At 69.7% G+C, this 19,774-nt stretch carries 20 protein-coding genes; 8 read left to right on the top strand and 12 right to left on the bottom strand.

Going from position 1 to position 19,774, the window contains the following annotated elements:
• Window positions 1-10: 10 nt before the first annotated feature.
• Genes glgA through menD form a run of 4 tightly spaced genes read right to left on the bottom strand, consistent with a single transcriptional unit; the run spans window position 11 to window position 4,703 of the window.
• A complete protein-coding gene (gene glgA / locus ACWJIO_RS01295) occupies window positions 11-1,483 on the bottom strand; it encodes a glycogen synthase GlgA (protein WP_480310870.1) in 1,473 nt (490 codons plus the stop codon).
• A 42-nt stretch (window positions 1,484-1,525) separates the two neighbouring features.
• On the bottom strand, window positions 1,526-2,074 hold the full coding sequence (locus tag ACWJIO_RS01290; RefSeq protein ID WP_480310868.1) for a L,D-transpeptidase: 549 nt from the start codon (window positions 2,072-2,074) through the stop codon (window positions 1,526-1,528).
• Between the two features lie 23 nt (window positions 2,075-2,097).
• On the bottom strand, window positions 2,098-2,943 hold the full coding sequence (menB, locus tag ACWJIO_RS01285; protein ID WP_480310867.1) for a 1,4-dihydroxy-2-naphthoyl-CoA synthase: 846 nt from the start codon (window positions 2,941-2,943) through the stop codon (window positions 2,098-2,100).
• A complete protein-coding gene (gene menD / locus ACWJIO_RS01280) occupies window positions 2,940-4,703 on the bottom strand; it encodes a 2-succinyl-5-enolpyruvyl-6-hydroxy-3-cyclohexene-1-carboxylic-acid synthase (protein ID WP_480311496.1) in 1,764 nt (587 codons plus the stop codon). Before menD ends, menB begins: the two co-directional genes overlap by 4 nt.
• 95 nt (window positions 4,704-4,798) lie before the next feature.
• On the opposite strand from menD, the gene lepB reads away from it, so the two are divergent.
• Together lepB and ACWJIO_RS01270 are read left to right on the top strand one after the other, a co-directional pair.
• Window positions 4,799-5,422 carry a signal peptidase I gene (gene lepB / locus ACWJIO_RS01275; RefSeq protein ID WP_480310866.1) on the top strand — a complete coding sequence of 208 codons (624 nt, stop codon included), beginning with the start codon at window positions 4,799-4,801 and terminating at the stop codon, window positions 5,420-5,422.
• A gap of 31 nt (window positions 5,423-5,453) precedes the next feature.
• Window positions 5,454-5,816, top strand: coding sequence for a DUF760 domain-containing protein (locus ACWJIO_RS01270; RefSeq protein ID WP_480310865.1), 363 nt, complete (start codon window positions 5,454-5,456; stop codon window positions 5,814-5,816).
• Between the two features lie 62 nt (window positions 5,817-5,878).
• On the opposite strand, the gene ACWJIO_RS01265 is transcribed toward ACWJIO_RS01270, so the two are convergent.
• From ACWJIO_RS01265 to ACWJIO_RS01240, 6 genes are all read right to left on the bottom strand, one after another.
• Window positions 5,879-7,000 carry a DUF4336 domain-containing protein gene (locus ACWJIO_RS01265; RefSeq protein WP_480310864.1) on the bottom strand — a complete coding sequence of 374 codons (1,122 nt, stop codon included), beginning with the start codon at window positions 6,998-7,000 and terminating at the stop codon, window positions 5,879-5,881.
• Window positions 7,001-7,108: 108 nt separating this feature from the next.
• On the bottom strand, window positions 7,109-7,969 hold the full coding sequence (locus tag ACWJIO_RS01260) for a metal ABC transporter permease (RefSeq protein WP_480310863.1): 861 nt from the start codon (window positions 7,967-7,969) through the stop codon (window positions 7,109-7,111).
• Window positions 7,966-8,760 (bottom strand): metal ABC transporter ATP-binding protein, encoded by a 795-nt coding sequence (locus tag ACWJIO_RS01255; protein WP_186696522.1) that lies wholly within the window; start codon window positions 8,758-8,760, stop codon window positions 7,966-7,968. The genes ACWJIO_RS01260 and ACWJIO_RS01255 overlap by 4 nt, the downstream gene beginning before the upstream one ends.
• Window positions 8,757-9,707, bottom strand: a complete 951-nt coding sequence (locus ACWJIO_RS01250) for a metal ABC transporter substrate-binding protein (RefSeq protein WP_480310862.1) — start codon at window positions 9,705-9,707, stop codon at window positions 8,757-8,759. Before ACWJIO_RS01250 ends, ACWJIO_RS01255 begins: the two co-directional genes overlap by 4 nt.
• A gap of 281 nt (window positions 9,708-9,988) precedes the next feature.
• The gene (gene psbA, locus ACWJIO_RS01245; RefSeq protein ID WP_186696524.1) at window positions 9,989-11,065 is read right to left on the bottom strand and encodes a photosystem II q(b) protein; all 1,077 of its coding nucleotides are present in this window, start codon (window positions 11,063-11,065) and stop codon (window positions 9,989-9,991) included.
• Window positions 11,066-11,230: 165 nt separating this feature from the next.
• On the bottom strand, window positions 11,231-12,664 hold the full coding sequence (locus ACWJIO_RS01240; RefSeq protein WP_480310861.1) for a YcjF family protein: 1,434 nt from the start codon (window positions 12,662-12,664) through the stop codon (window positions 11,231-11,233).
• Between the two features lie 222 nt (window positions 12,665-12,886).
• Here ACWJIO_RS01240 and ACWJIO_RS01235 point away from each other — a divergent pair, with 222 nt between their 5' ends.
• The 4 genes from ACWJIO_RS01235 (at window position 12,887) to ACWJIO_RS01220 (ending at window position 15,963) form a co-directional block, all read left to right on the top strand.
• On the top strand, window positions 12,887-13,399 hold the full coding sequence (locus ACWJIO_RS01235; RefSeq protein WP_480310860.1) for a hypothetical protein: 513 nt from the start codon (window positions 12,887-12,889) through the stop codon (window positions 13,397-13,399).
• A 17-nt stretch (window positions 13,400-13,416) separates the two neighbouring features.
• On the top strand, window positions 13,417-13,977 hold the full coding sequence (locus ACWJIO_RS01230; protein WP_480310859.1) for a hypothetical protein: 561 nt from the start codon (window positions 13,417-13,419) through the stop codon (window positions 13,975-13,977).
• Between the two features lie 5 nt (window positions 13,978-13,982).
• Window positions 13,983-15,014 carry a tryptophan--tRNA ligase gene (trpS, locus tag ACWJIO_RS01225; RefSeq protein WP_480310857.1) on the top strand — a complete coding sequence of 344 codons (1,032 nt, stop codon included), beginning with the start codon at window positions 13,983-13,985 and terminating at the stop codon, window positions 15,012-15,014.
• A gap of 277 nt (window positions 15,015-15,291) precedes the next feature.
• Window positions 15,292-15,963, top strand: a complete 672-nt coding sequence (locus ACWJIO_RS01220; RefSeq protein ID WP_480310856.1) for a glycoside hydrolase family 24 protein — start codon at window positions 15,292-15,294, stop codon at window positions 15,961-15,963.
• Here the strand turns inward: ACWJIO_RS01220 and ACWJIO_RS01215 are convergent.
• Both ACWJIO_RS01215 and ACWJIO_RS01210 read right to left on the bottom strand, forming a co-directional pair.
• The gene (locus ACWJIO_RS01215) at window positions 15,960-16,388 is read right to left on the bottom strand and encodes a TM2 domain-containing protein (protein ID WP_480310854.1); all 429 of its coding nucleotides are present in this window, start codon (window positions 16,386-16,388) and stop codon (window positions 15,960-15,962) included. The genes ACWJIO_RS01220 and ACWJIO_RS01215 overlap by 4 nt on opposite strands.
• Window positions 16,388-16,783, bottom strand: coding sequence for a DUF2605 family protein (locus ACWJIO_RS01210; protein ID WP_480310853.1), 396 nt, complete (start codon window positions 16,781-16,783; stop codon window positions 16,388-16,390). The genes ACWJIO_RS01215 and ACWJIO_RS01210 overlap by 1 nt, the downstream gene beginning before the upstream one ends.
• Window positions 16,784-16,970: 187 nt before the next feature.
• Here ACWJIO_RS01210 and thrS point away from each other — a divergent pair, with 187 nt between their 5' ends.
• Both thrS and glk read left to right on the top strand, forming a co-directional pair.
• Window positions 16,971-18,737 carry a threonine--tRNA ligase gene (thrS, locus tag ACWJIO_RS01205; protein ID WP_480311495.1) on the top strand — a complete coding sequence of 589 codons (1,767 nt, stop codon included), beginning with the start codon at window positions 16,971-16,973 and terminating at the stop codon, window positions 18,735-18,737.
• A 2-nt stretch (window positions 18,738-18,739) separates the two neighbouring features.
• Window positions 18,740-19,756: a glucokinase gene (gene glk / locus ACWJIO_RS01200; RefSeq protein WP_480310851.1), complete on the top strand. Its 1,017-nt coding sequence runs from the start codon at window positions 18,740-18,742 to the stop codon at window positions 19,754-19,756.
• Window positions 19,757-19,774 lie beyond the last annotated feature (18 nt).

Raw genomic sequence — 19,774 nt, 5'->3', positions numbered from 1 at the left:
CGGATCTCACTCAGCGGCGGCGCAGCAGGGCCGCCAGTCCCTTGCGGCTGGGGTCGGCATCCTGACCCTGGGAAAAGCGCTCCACCTCGGCGGCCTCCGGGGTGGGCTCCTTGATGCCACAGACATCCCGATACATGGCGTCGTAGGCGAGGGCGGAGCGGGCCCAGCTGAGGTCCATGCCCATGCCGCGCCGCTGCAGCTCCTGCCAGCTCTGCTGGTGGCGGTAGGCCTCCCAGGAGCGCACGATCGCGGTATAGAAGTCGATCGGCTCGAAGCGATCGAAGCCATAGCCCGTGCCCGTACCGGCCAGGGGGTCATTGGGGGGCACGGTGTCCACCAGACCCCCCACCATGCGCACCACGGGCACCGAGCCGTAGCGCATCGCCAGCATCTGGCTGATGCCGCAGGGCTCGAAGCGGCTGGGCATCAGGAAGGCATCACTGCCGGCGTAGATCAACCGCGACAGAGCGTCGTCGTAGGTGAGAAACACCGAGAAACGGCCGGGATGGCGGGCCGCCATCTGCCACAGGCCCGATTCGATGTTTCGATCGCCCGTGCCGAGCACCACGATCTGGCTGTCGGTGTAGGCGAGCACCCGATCAGCCACCTGCAGCAGCAGATCCACCCCCTTCTGATCCACCAGCCGGGTCACAACTCCCATCAGGTAGGAGCGCGGACTCGGCGTCAGGCCGAAGTGCTTCTGCAGGGCCTGTTTGTTCTCGGCCCGGGGGGTCAGGTCGGCGGCACTGAAGCGGGCCGGCAGGGTGGGATCGGTGGCGGGGTTCCAGTCCTCGGTGTCGATGCCATTGAGGATGCCGCGCAGCTTGCCGCTGATGAAATTGAGCAGGCCATCCAAGGCCTCGCCGTACTGCGGCGTGCGGATCTCCTTGGCGTAGGTGGGTGAGACGGCATTGACGCGGTCGGCATAGAGCAGCGCCGCCGCCATCGTGTGGTCCCCCTGCATGTACCAGGGGCACCAGGTCATGCCGTCCAGCTTCCAGCGCCAGGGGCCCTGATAGCGCAGGTTATGGATGGTGAACACCGTGCTGACTTCCGGGTCCTGATGCATCCACACCGGCAGCATGCCCGTGTGCCAGTCGTGGCAGTGCAGCACCTGGGGCTTCCAGTGGTGCCAGCAGAATTCCGCCGTGGCACTGGCGAAGAAGGTGAAGCGCCAATCCTCATCCTCGCCGCCGTAGATGCGCTCGGCGTCGAACACGGGATGGCCCACCAGATAGAGCAGCAGGCCGTTGCTGGGATGGCGGGCCTCGAACACCGCGAAATCGTTGCCCATGGTGTGACCCCGCCACACCGGTTCAGCCGGGATCTGCAGACGCGACCAGAGCCGGCCATAGCCGGGCAGGATGATGCGCACGTCGTGGCCGAGGGCCGCCAGGGCGGGCGGCAGCGAACCCACCACATCCCCCATGCCCCCCACCTTGACCAGCGGGGCGCATTCAGCGGCTGCAAACAGAACCCGCATGCTGATCGGCCCAGGGAGGGCGCAACTTTAGGGGGGGTGCCGTCAGGGCAACACGGTGACGGGGGTGCCCAGGCTGACCAGCTCGTAGAGCTCCCTGGCATGCTCATCGAGCAGCCGCACACAGCCGTGGGAGACGGCCTGGCCGACACTGTCGCGGTTGGGGGTGCCGTGGAAGCCGGAGCTCACGCAGCCCTCCACCACCAGGTACTCGCGGCCATTGAAGCCGCTGCGGCCCAGGCAGTCGCGGTGAAAGCCGATCCAACGGCTGCCCAGGGGATTGGCGGGCCCGGGCGGCACCCGCTGGCCTGTGGCGGGATGCTCCCAGATCGGATCCTTCACCAGTTCGATCACCTGAAAGCGGCCCACCGGCGTCTCCCAGCCGGGCCGACCCACCGCCACGGGGAAGCGGCGCACTTCCCGGCCGCCGTCCAGCACCCGCACATGGCGCTGGCGCCGATCGAGCACCAGCTCCCGTTGCGGGCCCGGCTCCCCGGACACCACCGCGGCGCCCAGCTGAGCAGCCCAGCCCCCTGGCGGCTGCAGGGCGGCCAGCCCAGCCCCGACCAGGGCAGACAGGGCCAGATGGCGCAATAGCCTGGTCAGGCGGCTTGGGCTCACGGTAGCCAGGCGGAGCCGGAGAAGTCCGGCGGGCGCTTCTCCAGGAAGGCATCACGCCCCTCCTGGGCCTCGGCGGTTCGGTAGAAGAGGTGGGTGGCCTGGCCCGCCAGCTCCTGGAGCCCGGCCATGCCGTCGGTTTCGGCATTGAAGGCGGCCTTGAGGCAGCGGATGGCGGTGGGGCTGTGCTGCAGCACCTCCCGGGCCCAGGCCAGGCCCTCGGCCTCCAGCTGCTCCAACGGCACCACCGCATTCACCAGCCCCATGGCCAGGGCCTGGTCGGCGCCGTACTGGCGGCACAGGAACCAGATCTCGCGGGCCTTGCGCTGGCCCACCACCCGGGCGAGGTAGGAGGCCCCGAAACCGCCGTCAAAGCTGCCCACCCGCGGGCCGGTCTGGCCGAAGCGGGCGTTCTCGGCGGCGATCGAGAGGTCGCAGAGCAGGTGCAGCACCTGGCCGCCGCCGATGGCATAGCCCGCCACCAGGGCGATCACCACCTTCGGCAGGCTGCGGATCAGCCGCTGCAGGTCGAGCACGTTGAGCCGGGGCAGGCCCTGCTCATCCACGTAGCCGCCATCACCGCGCACGCTCTGGTCGCCGCCGGCGCAGAAGGCCCAGCCCCCATCGGCCGCCGGGCCGACGCCGGTGAACAGCACCACGCCGATGCGGGGGTTGTCGCGCACCCTGGCAAAGGCATCGCAGAGCTCCTGCACGGTGAGGGGCCGGAAGGCGTTGCGCTTGTGGGGCCGGTCGATGCTGATGCGGGCGATGCCCTCGTCGCAGAGCTCAAAGCGGATGTCCTGGTAGCGACCAGCCTCTTGCCAGATCACGGGAACGGCGGTCATGGGGGCGGGGCCGGGACGCTGGCCATTCTGCGCAGGGCCTGCCGCGCGGCGGCGTCGCGGCGGCGGTCGCTGCAGAGCCGCAGCAGGGCCAGCGGTTGCTCCAGGGCCCAGCTCAGGGCGAGGGGCAGTTCGGCGGCGGCGGCCACCTCCCGGCCGGGCACGCCGTGGGCTGCGGCCAGGGCGAGGGGGTCCACGGCCTGGGGCATGGCGAACAGCCGCTCGAAATCCAGGGGCGCCGGTTGCTGCGGACGGATCGCCAGCTGCTCGAAGATGCCGCCGCCGCCGTTGTCGATCAGCACCACGGTGAGCCGCCCGCCCAGCTGGCGCCGCCACAGCCAGCCGTTGCTGTCGTGCAGCAGGGCCAGATCGCCGCAGAGCAGCACCGCCGCGCCAACGGCCTCCGCCACGCCGCAGGCCAGCGACAGGGTGCCGTCGATGCCGGAGGCGCCGCGGAAGGCATACACCTCCCGGAAGGGAGCGGCGGCGGCGGCAAAGCTGTCCCAATCGCGCACGGGGGAGCTGTTGGCGATCACCAGCGGCAGGGAGGGCGGCAACAGCCGGCTCAGCTGGCGCGCCAGGGCCGGCTCGCCCCAGGCCGGCGGGGCCAGGGCCGTGTCGAGCCCGGCCTGCAGCTGTCGCTCCAGGGCCTTCCAGCGGCGGGCAAGGGCCAAGCTGGCGGACCCCGGGGCTCCGCAGCAAGCCTCAGGGGGCAGCTGGGCGATCCAGGCGGCCAGCCCTGCCGGCCACTGGCCCGAGGCCGTGCCGAGCGGATCGAGGTGGCGCGGCTCGCCTTCCGTGATCAGCAACTGCCGGCCACCGCAGCGACGCAGCAGCTGCTGCAGCCGCCGGCTGGCCGGCAGGGGGCCGAGCCGCAGCACCTGGGGAGCCAACAGCGCGGCAGGCGCGAGGTCCGGCAGCAGATCCGCCACGGTCACCAGCTCCAGGCCCGGCCAACCCCGCAGACCGCTGAGGCCATCGGCCAGCAGGGGCCAGCCGCTGCGCCGCTGCCAGGCCGCCACGGCCTCGCGGTAGGCCGGGCCGTGCTGGGGCAGTCCCCGCCAGGGCCCGGCCACCACCAGACCGGGCTGATCGGGATCCAGGCCACCGCTGCCGATCGGCGGAACGCCCAGGGGCCTGGCCAGGGTCTCACTCCAAGGCCCACCGAAAGCGGACTGGGGCCCGCCGGCCCTGTCCCGCCCCTGCTCCGCAGCCTCAAGCCGGACCGCCAAAGCCCTGGCGCTCTCCAGGGCTGGCCCATCCCCGTGCAGGGGTTCCTCGATCGGCAGGTTCAGATGCACCGGCCCGGGAGGCCTCCCCGGGCAGACCGTCGTGGCGGCCATCGCCTGGGCCGCCAGCTGCTCGAGATCCGCGGCGGCCATCGCCGCCAGCCCCTCAGCGTGCCCCTGCAGCAGCAGGCGCACGCTGGCCTGCAGAAACTGCTCCTGGTTGACGGCCTGGTTGGCACCGCAGCCCTTGAGCCGCTGCGGACGGTCGGCGCTGATCAGCAGCAGCGGGATCGCGCCGAGATCGGCCTCCACGCAAGCGGGCAGCAGGTTGGCCACCGCCGTGCCGGAGGTGGTGATCACGGCGGCGGCATGCCCCGAGGCCCGGCCATGGCCCAGGGCAAAAAAGGCCGCCGATCGCTCATCCAGCGCGGTGCGCAGCCGCAGGCGCGGACCCTCCAGCAGACCCGCAGCCACCGCGAGGGGACCGGAGCGGCTGCCGGGGCAGACCACCACCAGCTCCAGCCCGGCCGCCATCAGGGCCTGCAGCAGGCGTACGGAGGCCTCCAGATTGCGGCGAGCCAGGTCCACGCCCTCAGGAGCAGGATGGGGCCACCATCCTTGCCACCGGCTTGTCCCCCTCCCCATCTGAGCCCGAAGCCAGCCTGGCGCCGGCATCAGCGCTGCAGAGCCTGCGACGCCAGCTGCTGCCCCTGCTGCTGTGGGTCGCCGTGGCCTTGCTGCTGCGCTGGGCCGTGGTGGAGCCGCGCTGGATTCCTTCCGGTTCGATGCTGCCCACCCTGGAGTTGGGCGACAGGGTGCTGGTGGAGAAGGTGCGCACCCGCCTGCAGCGGCCCCTGCCCGTGGGCACGGTGGTGGTGTTCCACCCCCCCGCGGCGCTGGTGGCGGCGGGCTATGCCCCCGAGGCCGCCCTGATCAAGCGGGTCGTGGCCAGGGCTGGGGATCAGGTGGAGGTGCGGCAGGGCAGGCTCTGGCGCAACGGCCAGGCCGTGCAGAGCGACTGGGCCGCCGAACCGATGGACTACAGCTTCGGGCCCGTCGTGGTGCCACCCCAGCAGCTGCTGGTGCTGGGGGACAACCGCAACGCCAGCCTCGATTCCCACCTCTGGGGCCCCCTGCCGGAGAGCCAGCTGGTCGGGGCGGCCGTGTGGCGCTACTGGCCCCTGCAGCGCTTCGGTGCGATTCGGTTTTCCCGAACAGCAGACGATCTCGGCTTGTCACAAGGACTGGGTTAAGGTTCCGTGGTGATGCGGAGCACACCGGAAGATGTTCAACCCGGAGTTCCTGACCACGGACAATGAAGCCATCAGTGGCAATTCGCTGATCCAGTACCTCCAGGAACAGTCTCCGGATGTGTTGCAGCGGGTGGCCCGCTCGGCCAGCGGCGACATCCAGGACATCATTCGCCACAACGTGCAGGGCCTGCTCGGCATGCTGCCGGGCGAGCACTTCGAGGTGAAGATTCAGACCAACCGCGACAACCTGGCCGGCTTGCTCGCCTCGGCCATGATGACCGGCTATTTTCTGCGCCAGATGGAGCAGCGCATGGAGCTGGACACCAGCATGCTCTCCAGCGATGGCGGCGATGCCGACTCCTGCGACGCCGACCCCGGCGAACTGAGGCTGTGAAGCCCCCCTCCAAGCACTGACTCCCGCTTCTGGAGCAAGGATCTGCAGGGCTCACGGGGTGCTCAGCAGCCCGGTTGCTCGGGAACCACGCCCCAGCGCAGCAGGGCCGCATCCACGCTGGCCAGAAACGTCCAGCTGGATTCAGCCGGCGCCCAGGGACGGGACTCCAGGGCCGTGGCCAGCGCCTCGAGGCCGGCGCCGTCGCAGGGCACCGGCGCCTCGTAGTGGGCCGGGATCAACTGGCGCACCCCCTCCAGGGCGGCCAGCCGGCGGATCCAGGCCAGCAGGGCCGGCCGGCAGCGGGGAAACACCAGCCGCTCCAGCACCGGAGCCACCTGCAGCTGCAGGCCACCGGAGGGCACCAGGGAGGCAAACTCCTCCTGCCAGCCCGGCAGCCACTGGAAGGGATAGAGGCCGAAGTAGGCCTGGGACCGCCGCAGCCCCGGTGCCATGGAATAGCGCAGCTGCTCCAGCAGGCCAGGCACCTGGAGCCGCTCGGGCCTGAGGTAGGAGGCAAACAGCACCAGCCGCTGCCAGCCCCGCTGGCGGCGCTCGGCGCTGTCGTGCAGGGGTTCATCGCCGCGGTCGCGGGCATGGAACAGCAGGGGGGTGGGATCGGCCTCGAACAGGGCCGGGGGCTGGGGGCCGATCGCCACCAGGGCATCGGTCACCAGCAGGCTGCCGCTGCTGCGGTGCAGGCAGGCCACCTCCATGAACGTGCCCAGCCCCAGGTCCAGCGGGCCCAGGGCCACCCAGTCGAGCTCCTGGGGGAAGGGCACCCCCTGCTCCAGCAGCACCCGCGTGCGCTCCCGGGGGAAGCCCAGCCAGCCCAGGGGCAACGGCAGCGGGAAGCTCCACTGGCGCGGGCTGATCCACACCTGGGCGGCGGGGAAGGCCCGGGCCAGGGCCGGCAGGGGCAGTTTGTGCTCCAGCCCTGAACTGGTGGGCAACACGATGCTCAGCACAGGCCCGTAGCGCTGCTCCAGCTGCTCCAGGGCCCGGCGCAGTTCCCGGGTGGGCGGCAGGGCGCCGTAGAGCAGCAAGCCGCCGGCCAGCCGCAGCACCGTCATGCGAATCGGCACGGCCACGTAGAGCAGCCCCTGCAGCTGCTCGAAGCTCCACACCTGATCGGGGATCAGCTCCCGCACCAGGGTGCGGCGGCGGCCGTAGGGGTAGAGCGGCAACAGGGGCCACCAGGGCCAGCGCTGATCGCCGCGGGCGGGGTGAGGCTGGGGGACGGCAGGGGGAGGTGGCACTGGCGCGGGCGATGGGGGTTGCCGTGACCGGCTGGCTCAGGACTGGTGCTGCCTGAAGATGCCGTGCCGCGGGGCAAACAAGAAGGCCAGCAGGAACAGGAACGTCTGCACCAGCACGATGCAACCGGCCGTGGAGCTGTCGCTCCAGTAGCTCAAGTAGACCCCTGCCACGCTGGAGAACACGCTGCTGGCCACCGCCAGCTGGGTCATGCGGTCAAAGCGGTCGGTGAGCAGGTAGGCCGTGGCCCCGGGGGTGACCAGCATCGCCACCACCAGGATGATGCCCACGGTCTGCAGGCCCGCCACCGCCGCCAGGGACAACACCGAGAGCAGCAGGTAGTGCAGCAGCCCGGTGTTGATGCCGATCGAGCGGGCGTGGGTGGGATCGAAGCAGAACAGCATCAGATCGCGGCGCAGCACCAGCAACACCGCCAGCACGATGGCGCAGATCACCAGGGTGTCGGTGATGTCGCCGGCAGAGATGCCAAGCACATTGCCGAACAGAATATGGGTGAGATCGATGTTGCTGCGGATCTTCGAGATCAGCACCAGGCCCAGGGCAAAGAAGCCCGTGAACACCAGGCCGATCACCGTGTCTTCCTTCACCCGCGACTTCTGCTTCACGAAGCCGATCACGGCCACCGAGCCCACCCCGAACACGAAGGCCCCCACCGAGAACGGCAGACCCAGGGCGTAGGCCACCACCACGCCGGGCATCACCGCGTGGGACACGGCATCCCCCATCAGTGCCCAGCCCTTGAGCGTCATGTAACACGACAGCAGGCCACACACACCCCCCACCAGGGCACTCACCAGCAGGGCCCGCACCATGAAGCCATGGCTGATCGGCTCGAGCAGCCAGGTGAGCGGCAGGCCCGTTGCCAGGGAGGCCGTCATCGCTCGTTCTCGCGGGAGGGGGTGGGGCCCATCAGCAGATTGGGCGGCAGGCCCCCGAAGGTGAGCGAGAGGTTCTCCGGGGTGAACACTTCGGAGGTCTCGCCGTAGGCCAGCACCGTCTTGTTGATCAGCACCACCCGGTCGCAGAAGTTGCGCACGTGGCTGAGGTCGTGGGTGGAGATCAGGATCGAGCGCTGCTCCTTGCGGAACTGCATGAACAGATCGGCCATCAGCTTCTCCGTACGCACGTCCACGCCATTGAAGGGTTCATCCAGCAGCAGCACCGAGGCGTCCTGGGCAATGGCCCGGGCCAGGAAGGCCCGCTTGCGCTGGCCACCCGAGAGGGAGCCGATCGGCCGATCGCGCAGCTCCAGCAGCTCAACGCGCTCCAGGGCATGGCGCACGGCGGCCCGGTCCGAAGCACGGGCCAGCCGCAGCAGGTTCATCGAGCCGTAACGGCCCATCATCACCACATCCCACACAGACACGGGGAAGGCACAGTCGACGCCATCGCTCTGGGGCACGTAGGCCACCGCCTGCTGGCGCTGGGCCTGGTGCACCGGCAGACCATTGATGCGGATGTAGCCCCTGGAGGGCCTCAGAAACCCCATCAAGGCCTTGAACAGGGTGGTCTTGCCGGCACCGTTCATGCCCACCAGGCCGCAGATGCAGCCTGCTTCCAGCCGCAGGCTGGCGTCGTGCAGGGCCATGGTGCCGTTGTAGTCAACGCAGACCTGGTCGGCCTCGATCCGCAGCCGCTCGGCGCCCAGCGGTGGTCGGGCTGCCCTCATGGGGTCACTCCGTTGTTCTGAGGGGTGCCCAGACCCCGCTGGATCAGACCCACATTGTGGCGCTGCATGGCGAGCAGGGTGGGAGCCGGCCCATCGGGCGTGGAGAGGGAGTCCACATAGAAGGTGCCGCCAAAGGTGGCACCGGCGGCCCTGGCCACCTCCCGCTGGGAGGCGTCGCTCACGGTGCTCTCGCAGAACACAGCGGGCACCTGACGGTCGCGGACGGTGTCGATCAGGCGGGCCATCCGCTTGGGGGTGACCTGACTCTCGGCGTTCACCGGCCAGAGATAGGCCTCAGTGAGGCCGTAGTCGTGAGCCAGATAGGTGAACGCGCCCTCGCAGGTGGCCAGCACCCGCCGCGATTCCGGAATCGTGGCCAGGGAGGCCCGCAACTCCTGATCCAGCTGGGCCAGCTGTTGCTTGTAGGCCTCACCATTGGCCCGGAAGCTGGCGGCGCCCTCGGGGTCCAGGCGGCTGAAGGCGCTCACGATGTTGTCGATGTAGCGCTTGGCCTTCTGGGGCGACATCCAGGCGTGGGGGTTGGGCTTGCCGGCGTAGGCATCCTCGGCGATGGGCAGCGGTGTGATCCCCTCGGTGAGCGTGACCACGGGCACGTTGCCGGCCGCCGCCGTGAACCTGCGGGACCAGAGCTCCAGGTTGAGGCCGTTCTCCAGGATCAGGTCGGCCCGGCTGGCGCGCTCCACGTCACTGGGGGTGGGTTCGTAGCCATGGATCTCCGAGCCCAGCTTGGTGATCGAGTCCACCTGCAGGCGATCACCAGCCACCTGCCGAGCCATGTCCGCCAGCACCGTGAAGGTGGTGAGCACCACCGGGCGGTCGTCCGCGGGGTCCTGGCGCGCTTCGGGACTGGGGGCGTCGCAGGCGGCCAGCAGCAGGGAAGCCAGGGCAGCCACGAGGGGGCGCCCGAAGCGGCTCCTGCCGAGCAAGGGGCCGCGGACGCCTGCCGATCGAGGACCCATCCAGCTGCTTCAGGTTCCGTAGGGGACGTTACGAAACGCCCTCAGGCGAGCCGAGATGCCCCGTCGCGCCGCAATGCTCTGCAACATCGCGCCACCAAGCCCCTTGTCCTGGGTGGGCCGGAGGGTGATTGGGGGGTAGCTGGGGGGTGACTAGGGGGTGACAAGGGGGTGACCATGCAAAAACCCCCGCCGCAGCGGGGGTGAGGAGAGCAGCCGTTCGCCGCAGGCGGGCTGCTGGCTGAGCAGCGTCAGCCGATGGCCGGAGCGGTGAGGGCCACGGGGATGGACTCCACCGCAGCCAGATCCAGGGGGAAGTTGTGGGCGTTGCGCTCGTGCATCACCTCCATGCCCAGGTTGGCGCGGGTGATCACATCGGCCCAGGTGGGCACCACCTTGCCCTGGGCATCCAGGATCGACTGGTTGAAGTTGAAGCCGTTCAGGTTGAAGGCCATCGTGCTCACCCCGAGGCTGGTGAACCAGATGCCCACCACCGGCCACACCGCCAGAAAGAAGTGCAGGCTGCGGCTGTTGTTGAAGCTGGCGTACTGGAAGATCAGGCGACCGAAGTAACCGTGGGCAGCCACGATGTTGTAGGTCTCTTCCTCTTGGCCGAACTTGTAGCCGTAGTTCTGGCTCTCGCTCTCGGTGGTTTCACGCACCAGCGAGGAGGTCACCAGTGAGCCGTGCATGGCGGAGAACAGCGAGCCACCGAACACACCGGCCACACCCAGCATGTGGAAGGGGTGCATCAGGATGTTGTGCTCAGCCTGGAACACCAGCATGAAGTTGAAGGTGCCGCTGATGCCGAGGGGCATAGCGTCCGAGAAGGAGCCCTGACCGAAGGGATAGATCAGGAACACGGCAAAAGCAGCAGAAAGCGGAGCGCTGTAGGCCACGCAGATCCAGGGCCGCATGCCGAGGCGGTAGCTGAGCTCCCACTGACGGCCCATGTAGGCCGAGATGCCGATCAGGAAGTGGAACACAACCAGCTGGTAGGGACCGCCGTTGTAGAGCCACTCATCGAGGCTGGCGGCTTCCCAGATGGGATAGAAGTGCAGGCCGATGGCATTGCTGGAGGGCACAACAGCACCGGAGATGATGTTGTTGCCATACAGGAAGGAGCCGGCTACGGGCTCACGGATCCCGTCAATGTCAACGGGGGGAGCGGCGATGAACGCCACAATGAAGCAGATGGTGGCCGCCAGAAGGCAGGGAATCATCAGCACGCCAAACCAACCGACATAGATGCGGTTGTTGGTGGAGGTGATCCACTGGCAGAAGCTTTCCCAGCTTGTTGCGCGGCCGCTGCGTACAGCAGTGGTCATGGCAGGAAGACCCGGAAGGGTCGGGTATGGAGGAACAGAACGGGCTTCTTGATAAGAAGCTCTTCAAAACCCTACGCAGAACGCCCTGAGAGAACCCCGAATCTCAACAAACGTGGGAATGCTTCGTATAACTTAATTGCGCCCGCAACAAAGGCTTCACATGGTTCAGGCCGAGGCCGAGCCGGCCTGCTGCGCTCGCCACCACTGCTGACCCTGTTGCAGGAAGCCGCTCCAGTCGAGTTTTTCCGCCTCGGCCGCCCGGGCGACCAGCAGGGGCGCTTCCCGTTTGATGCGCTGCAGGTCCGGATCCTTCACCCCTGCTGAGAGGGCGAGCATGTCGGCCATCGCCCGGCCCACCACCCGGGTGAGGTAAGCGGCGCTGAGGGCCTGAACGGCGCTGCCCACCAGCCAGGTGGCCCCATGCAGCTTGATCAGCGAGGCCAGCATCTGGGTGCTCCACTCCACCACCCCCAGGGCCAGGGAGGCGCGGCCGAGCTCAAGCGCGGCCGCGCGCAGCTGCTCCGCAGTCCAGGGGCACTGCCACAGCCGGGCCATCTCCTGCAGCATCAGGCCGTTGGCCACCGCCAGCACCACCAGATCCAGAGACGGCAGCGGTGCCGCCACCACGCCTGCGGCCACCAGCCACTGGGTACGGTGCTGCAAGGTGATGAAACGCTGGCGCCGCAGCGCTTCCAGCTCGCCCTGCCAGCGGTCGTGCAGGCTGCGCAGCCCCCGCAGCTGGCGGTCGTGGCGCAGAGCCGCGGCCCGTCGTCCCAACTGGACGGCCAGGGGCGCCAGCAGCTGCTCCAGGGACATGCCCTGGGGCGACCAGAACAGCAGGCTGTGGGCTGGCCCCAGCGGCAGCTGGGCCTTCAGCTCCTCGGCCAGGGCGGCGGGCTCGCAGCCGTGATCGTGCTCCACCAGCAACCAGGTGGGCAGGCCTGGAGGGAGGGCCTCAATCCAGCGCAGGTCTGCGGCTCCCAGGGGCATCCGCAGCCAATAAATAAGGGCGTCGGCCGATACAAAGGGCTCAGGCCAGGTCCAGCTGTCACTCCAGCTGGGCAGGGGGCGCGACCACTGCAGCGTCAGGGGCACGGAGCCGCGCAGGGCCTGGGCCAGCAGGGGCTGCCACTCCTGGGGAGACTCCAGCGTGGCAGCCACCCCGAGGGTGAGACCAGAACGCTCCAGCAGGGCCCGCTGGCTGTCCAGGGCCCGGGCACGTCGTTGGGCGCGGGGATCGGCACCAGTCTCCCGATCCGCTGCCGGCTCCGGTGACGGCGCGGGGCTCGCCACAGCTAACGCCAGAGGCGCAGGCCGCTTGGGAGCCTCTGCCCTGGGGGGAAGGCGCTTGGAGGCAGGGGCCTCCAGCAGCAGAAACTGCTCCTGCATGGCGTCCAGGCGCTTCAGCCAGCCCGCCACATCGCCGGGATCGGCCACGGCCAGGGGTGCGGGCCGACGCAGGAGCCACCATCCGGCAGCCAGCACCGCCACTCCGGTGCCGGCCGAAACCACAGGAACGCTGGAGAGGTGGGCCACCCCATCCAGCACCACACCCCCCGTCACGACGGCGGCGCCCAGCGGCCACCAGCGACGGCCCAACCTGAACAGCAGGTCGGGGGGCAGCCAGCTCGTCTGGGCTGCCCGGTTCGTCGCCGCTGCGTGAGGAAGCTCGGACTGCAGAGGCAACGTCAACGGGTGACCAGCGGAGCTGCCTCTGTTTAGCTCACCTGAAGCCGGCACGCCTGCCCCGTCACCAATAGCGTGGCGACAATTGCAGGGCTATCCAGTGGCAGGGGCAGCTCAAACAGCGGACCCAAGGCCATGACAGGCGATCGGGCAGAGGCGTTCACGCCGAGCCAGCGTCGCCAGCTACTGGGCTGGCAGGCCGACCTGGCCGGGGCCGGCGCCTGGAGCGGCGACCTGCCCGTGGTGGTGCATGAGCGCTGCTGGCTGCGCCTGAGGGCCCTGCCCGTGGGCCAGCTGGCGCGGCAGTGGCCACCAGACTGCAGCGCCGAAGCCCCGGAGCTGACCCGATACCGCGAACGGGTGAGCGCCGGGGAGGCTCCCTGGCTGGCGGAGCTGCACTGCTGGGAGGAGTTCGGCCAGCTTGCCTGCCAGCAGGCCCAGCGCACCTACTGGCACCAGCAGACCAGGAACCCGGGCTGGACCCTTGCCACCTACCAGGCGCTGCTGGCGCGCTACCGCCAGCAGATGCACGGCAGCGCCCCGCGATCGCTGCCGCTGCTGCAGCTGGCGAGGCCCTTCAGCCCCGAGCCGCACCGGGTTCTGTGGCTGAAACCCCTGCGCCCGTCGATGCGGCACACTTGCGCCTGACTGCTTCGATGGCCGCCATGGCTGATGAGACGAGCGCTGGCCAGCCCCAGGTGGGGAGACCCGGCGGCAACCGTGAGCCCGGAGGGTTCCGGATCCGCCTGAGCGACAACGAGATGCGGGCTGCCCGGGCCGTGCAGGAGGCCTTCCGGCTGCGCTCCAGCGTGGCCGTGCTCGGCTTCTGCCTGCGGACCGTGGCCCAGCTCCTCGAGGAAGGCAAACTCGACGCCCTGGTGACCGAGCTGCGCAACCAGCCCGGCGCTGCGGAAGGCCAGCGGGACGGCGCCCGCGAGGGTGGCCGCGGTGGCCGTCGCCCAGGCTCCGAGGGACGCGGGCCCAGGCCCGAGCGGCAGGACCGCGTGGATCCCTTCGCGAGGCCCAGTAAGCCCAAACCCAGCCCAGTGGCCGCCGAGCCCGCTCCAGAACCCGTCAGTGCCGGAGCCGACGACGTGGCCAGCACCGAAGCAGCCAGCGCCGACACGGCAGACACCGACAGCAGCAGTCCGGCCGAACCCTCAACCGCGGCAGACGCCTCCAGCTCTGCCGCAGAGGCTGAAGAGCCCAGCGTCCAGGGGAGCTGAGGGCGATGGCACGGCCCCGGGTGCTCTCCGGCGTTCAGCCCACCGGGGGCCTGCACCTCGGCAACTGGCTCGGCGCCATCCGCAACTGGGTCGACCTGCAGGAGAGCCACGACACCTTCTTCTGTGTCGTGGACCTGCACGCGATCACGGTGCCCCACGATCCCGCCGCCCTGGCGGAGGCCACCCTGAGCACCGCCGCCCTCTACCTGGCCTGCGGCATTGACCCGGCCCGCTCGACCGTGTTCGTGCAGAGCCATGTGCGCGCCCACAGCGCCCTCTGCTGGCTGCTCAACTGCGTGACGCCGCTCAACTGGCTGGAGCGGATGATCCAGTTCAAGGAAAAGGCCGTCAAGCAGGGCGACCAGGTGTCGGCGGGACTGCTCGACTACCCGGTGCTGATGGCGGCCGACATCCTTCTCTATGACGCCGATCTGGTGCCCGTGGGCGAAGACCAGAAGCAGCACCTGGAGCTGGCCCGCGACATAGCCCAGCAGCGCATCAACGCGCGCTTTGGCCCCCTGGGGCCCGACGGAGAGCGCCAGCCGGTGTTGAAGGTGCCCGAACCCCTGATCCTGCGGGAGGGGGCCCGGGTGATGAGCCTCACTGACGGGCGCACCAAGATGAGCAAGAGCGATCCCAACGAGGGCTCCAGGATCGCTCTGCTGGATCCCCCCGAACTGATCACCCGCAAGATCAAGCGCGCCAAGACCGATCCCACCCTGGGTCTGGAATTCGGCAACCCGGAGCGCCCCGAAGCCGACAACCTGCTGGGGCTCTACGCCCTGCTCAGCGACCAGAGCCGCGCCGCCGCCGCCCTGGAGTGCGCCGAGATGGGCTGGGGGCGCTTCAAGCCCCTGCTCACCGAGGCCCTGATCGGGGCGCTCAGCCCGGTGCAGGAGCGGTACCGTCAGTGGCGGGCCGACCCCACGGCCCTGGAGCAGGTGCTCGCCGATGGCCGCGCCCGGGCCGACGCCGTGGCCGATTGCACCCTGCAGCGGGTGGAGCGCTGCCTGGGGTTCCTGCCGCCCAGGGGCTGAGGCCTGCCTGCCTGAGTCTTAACAGTCTCTGCAGAAATGATCAGGCCTGCTGATGCCCGGGGCCTGGGAGGTCGCGCCACACCAGGCCGAGGCCGTTGGCGAAACGACTGGGTAAAAGCACTTACACAGCAGGGTTCCGCGAACTGTCGCCATGGTCACACCATCATGGGATGCACACGGTGGCGCCGATGTCTACCCCCCAAGCAGGGGGGTCGCTCGGAACACGTCCTGATCAGCAACGTATGGCGACTCGCCCCTGCACTGCCTGACCAGCCCCTTGTTCGAGAAGCTCTCCCGCAGGCCCCTGGCCATCGCCCTGTGCCTGGCCGCCACGGTGCCCACCACCCTGGCCTCCTCAGCCGAGCTGCCCGGAGGTCCGGCACGACTGGCAGCCCCGAGCCCCCAGCTGCCTGCCGCCACCAGGGTGGCCGTGCGCACCCCAGACGGCCCCTTCACGGTCACGCCGGAGCGGCGGGCCCTGCTCAACACCATCCGCTATGCCGAGGGCACCTGGAAGGGTGGTCGCGACGAGGGCTACCGGGTGCTGTACGGCGGAGATCTGTTCCAGAGCTTGCAGCGCCACCCCGAAATCAGCGTGCGGCGGATGTACACCAGTGCCGCCGCAGGGGCCTACCAGTTCCTCCCAGGCACCTGGCATGAGGTGTCGCGCCGACTGGGGCTGAACAGCTTCGAGCCCCATAACCAGGACCAGGCTGCCCTCTACCTGATCCGGCGCCGCCGCGCCCTGAGCCTCTTCGACCGCCAGGGCCTCGACAGCGAGGTGATGGCGCGGCTGGCACCCGAATGGGCCTCGATCCCCTACCGCCATGGCGGCAGCTACTACGGCCAGCCGGTGAAGAGCCGCCAGGAGCTCACCCGCTTCTACCAGGCGGCCCTGGGCGAGGCCCGGCGCAGCAGCGGCAGCGGCGAAAGCGCCAACCCGGCCTAGGGCTCGCGGTAGATCACCCGGCCGCGCTCGTCGTTGCCCACATCCAGCAGGTGCCCTTGCAGCAGCCGCTCGATTTCGCTGCGCAGCTGCTCACTGCCCACCCCCGGTTGGCCCTCAAGAGCCAGCAGGGCGTCGTTGATGGTGAAGCCGGCTGGGCCGTTGTTGCGCGCGAGCTGGAGCAACTGGCGCTCGAGCGAGGCGCCCCGGCCCCGCAGCAGGTGCACGGCATTGGCCGATTCCACCACCTCCGGCAGCAGCCACAGATCCACCAGCTGGCCGATGAAGCAGAGCCCGAAGGTGAACAGGTAGAGGGTGCCGCTGATCGGTCGGCGGCTGTAGAAGCGCTGGATGCCGCACACGCCCACCAGCCCCAGCGCCCAGAGCAGGTAGGCCACCCCGAGGTGGCGCGGCTGGGTGAGAGCCATCAGGCGGACGCCTCGGGGGGCGGCAGCAGGGCGGGCATGGCGGGGGGCTCGGGCCAGTCCATGGGAGGCAGGGCCACGCCACTGCGCCGCAGGCTGGCCGACAGGGACCAGACCCGCAGCACCAGCTGGTGCCAGGGGGCCATGGCGTCGAGCCCGAGGGCCATCGGCACCGGAGCCGCCCGGCGCAGGCTGGCGGCGGCGGCCAGCTCGCGGCGGGCCTCGTCCAGCCGCTGGCGCAGCTGCAGCCGCTCGGGCTCCGCCATCACCCTGTCGGGGCAGAGGTCGAGCAGCAGCTCGCCGCGGCTGAACCAGACCCCGAAATCGGCAAGCAGGGAGCCCAGCAGGTGCTCCAGCAGATCGGCCGCAGGCTCCTGGGGGGTGGGGGAGGCTGTCATGAAGGCCAGCCTAGAAGGGCTGCGTAGGATCGGCCTTCGCCGTTGACAGCTCCCGCCCGTGCCCGCTTCCGCGCCCGCGTCCCGTCCCCATCCGGAGGCAACGGTCAGGCAGCAGCAGGGAACGGCCGAGCCGCTGGCCCTGCCCAGGACCAGCGAGAGCGAGCAACTGCTGCGCATCCGCCACTCGATGAGCCATGTGCTGGCCATGGCGGTGCAGCGGCTGTTCCCCAAGGCCCAGGTCACGATCGGCCCCTGGACCGAGAGCGGCTTCTACTACGACTTCGACCACCCGGAACCCTTCACCGAGGCCGATCTCAAGGCGATCAAGAAGGAGATGGGCAAGATCATCGGCCGCCGCTTGCCGCTGCAGCGGCTTGAGGTGAGCCGCGCCGAGGCCGAGGCGCGCATCCGGGCCCAGAACGAGCCCTACAAGCTGGAGATCCTGGCCTCGATCCAGGAGCCGATCAGCCTTTACACCCTCGGCGAGGAGTGGTGGGACCTCTGCGCCGGGCCCCACGTGGCCAACACCAGCGAGCTCAACCCCAAGGCCTTCGAGCTCGAGAGCGTGGCCGGGGCCTACTGGCGCGGCGACGAGACCAAGGCCCAGCTGCAGCGCATCTACGGCACCGCCTGGGAAACCCCCGAGCAGCTGGCCGAGCACAAGCGTCGCAAGGCCGAGGCCCTGCGCCGGGACCACCGCCGCCTCGGCACCGACCTGCACCTGTTCTCGATCGAGGACGAAGCCGGCGCCGGCCTGGTGTTCTGGCATCCCCGCGGTGCCCGCATGCGCCTCGAGATCGAGAACTTCTGGCGCGAGGCCCACTTCGCGGCCGGCTACGAGCTCCTCTACACCCCCCACGTGGCCGATCTGGGCCTGTGGAAGACCTCCGGCCACCTCGACTTCTACAGCGAGAGCATGTTCGGGCCCATGCAGGTGGATGAGCGGCAGTACCAGCTCAAGCCGATGAACTGCCCCTTCCACGTGCTCACCTACGCCAGCACCCTGCGCAGCTACCGGGAGCTGCCGATCCGCTGGGCCGAGCTCGGCACGGTGTACCGCTACGAGCGGCCCGGGGTGATGCACGGGCTGATGCGGGTGCGGGGCTTCACCCAGGACGACGCCCACGTGTTCTGCCTGCCGGAGCAGATCAGCGACGAGATCCTCGCCATTCTCAATCTCACCGAGCAGATCCTCTCCAGCTTCGACTTCCGCAGCTACGAGATCAACCTCTCCACCCGGCCCGCCAAGTCGATCGGTGACGACGCCGTGTGGGAGCTCGCCACCCAGGGTCTGGTGGAAGCCCTGGAGCGCAAGGGCTGGAGCTACAAGGTGGATGAGGGCGGCGGCGCCTTCTACGGCCCCAAGATCGACCTCAAGATCGAAGATGCGATCGGGCGGATGTGGCAGTGCTCCACCATCCAGCTCGATTTCAACCTGCCCGAGCGCTTCGATCTGCACTACGTGGCCGCCGACGGCAGCCGCCAGCGGCCGATCATGATTCACCGCGCCATCTTCGGATCGCTGGAGCGGTTTTTCGGGATCATGACCGAGAACTACGCCGGTGATTTTCCCTTCTGGCTGGCGCCGGAACAGATCCGGCTGCTGCCCGTCACCGACGAGGTGCGTCCCTATGCGGCCTCGCTCAGCGAGCAGTTCCGCCGGGCCGGCATCCGCTGCAGCGTGGATGGCTCCGGCGACAGGCTCAACAAGCTGATCCGCACGGGCGAGCAGATGAAGATTCCCGTGCTGGGGGTGATCGGCGCCAAGGAGGTGGAAGCGGGCGCCATCAGCCTGCGCAGCCGCCGCGACGGCGATCTGGGCACGGTGGCGACCGGCGATGTGCTGGCAGCAGCCCGGCAGGCCAACCAGCAGCGGGGGGCCGGCCTCAGCCTGGAAATCGAAGCCCTGGAGGCCGGAACCCGGGCAGCCGGCGGCGAAGGGACACCCCGCTGACCATGGCCGACACAACGCAATGCCTCACGGTGCTGGCGGGCGACATCGGCGGCACCAAGACCCTGCTGGCCCTGTATGCCCTCTGCGGCCCTCGATTGGAGCTGCTGCGCAGTGAGCGCTACCCCTCCGCCGAGTGGCCCGATCTGGCCCCGATGGTGCGGGCCTTTCTGGGCAGCGACTCCCCTCCTGCCGCGGCCTGTTTCGCCGTGGCCGGGCCGGTGCAGGGCGGAGAGGCCCATCTCACCAACCTGCCGTGGCAGCTCAGCGAGGCGGAACTCAGCCGGGACACCGGCATCGAGCGGGTGAACCTGGTGAACGACTTCGCCGTGCTGATCTACGGCCTGCCCCACCTGGAGCCCCACCAGCAGGCCCCGGTGGTGGCGGGTGAAGCGGTGGCTGGGGAGCCGCTGCTGGTGTTGGGGGCGGGCACCGGCCTGGGGGTGGCGATCGGGCTGCCGGAGCGGAACGGAGCGGGGCTCACCGCCCTGGCCAGCGAGGCGGCCCATGGCGAGTTCGCTCCCCGCACGGCCCAGGAGTGGGACCTCAAGCAGTGGCTGCTGGCCAGCCTGGGCCTGGAGCGCCTCTCGATCGAGCGGGTGGTAAGCGGCACCGGGCTGGGCCATGTGACCCGCTGGCTGCTGGACTGCCAGGACCCGGGCCGCGCCCATCCCCTGCAGGCCCTCGCCGCCGCGCAACCCGACGAGCTGCCCGCCGCCACCGCCGCCGCCGCCAACGAGGGCGACCCCCTCGCCAGCGCGGCCCTGGAGCTGTGGCTGGGGGCCTACGGCAGTGTCTGCGGCGATCTGGCCCTCACCAGCCTCAGCCGCGGCGGCATCTGGCTGGCGGGGGGCACCGCCGCCAAACTGCTGGAGCCCCTGAGGGGCGGCGCCTTTCGCGAGGCCTTCCTGGCCAAGGGTCGGCTGGGACGGATCCTGGCCACGATGCCGATCACGGCGGTGCTGGATCCCTCCATCGGCCAGTTCAGTGCCGCCTGCCGCGCCCGGATGCTGCTGGGCTGAGTCTCGACGTCATCAACC

This window comes from Paraciimarium castrense LEGE 11436 (genome assembly GCF_056633055.1).
This window is presented reverse-complemented; position numbering and strand designations above follow the sequence as displayed.